The organism is Dietzia sp. IBK-p2-16D, assembly GCF_057773085.1.
Genome location: NZ_JBYMTL010000043.1, coordinates 1 through 467 on the forward strand (window position 1 = coordinate 1; position 467 = coordinate 467).

Here is a 467-nt window from a genome sequence, read left to right on the forward strand (position 1 = left end):
CATTGATTGTGCCCCCAGCCGGTTCCTTGACGAACTGCCGCCGGATGACCTGGCATGGGAAGGCAACGACGACACACCAACCGAAGTCAAAGCCGTTCGCGGCAATACCGCCCTGGCGGATATACGCGCGATGTTAAAGCGCTAGAATCGACTACTTTTTAATCTACTTTCGGCGCGTGTTGCGCCAACAGAGGAAGCTTTCGTGGAAGCACTGCACAAGAAAATTCGCGAAGAAGGCATCGTGCTTTCCGATCAGGTACTCAAGGTCGACGCCTTTCTGAACCACCAGATCGACCCGGCGCTGATGAAACTGATCGGTGATGAATTCGCTGCGTTGTTCAAGGATTCGGGCATCACCAAGATCGTCACCATCGAAGCCTCGGGCATTGCACCGGCGATCATGACCGGCCTGAACCTCGGCGTACCGGTGATTTTCGCGCGCAAGCAACAGTCCCTGACCCTGACTG

General features: G+C 55.7%; 1 protein-coding gene. It reads left to right on the forward strand.

The window, feature by feature from the left end; genetic code table 11:
• Positions 1 to 202: 202 nt before the first annotated feature.
• Positions 203 to 467 (forward strand): type I phosphoribosyltransferase (locus AC3DE3_RS17250; protein WP_488370846.1); only part of this gene is annotated, 265 nt, incomplete at its 3' end.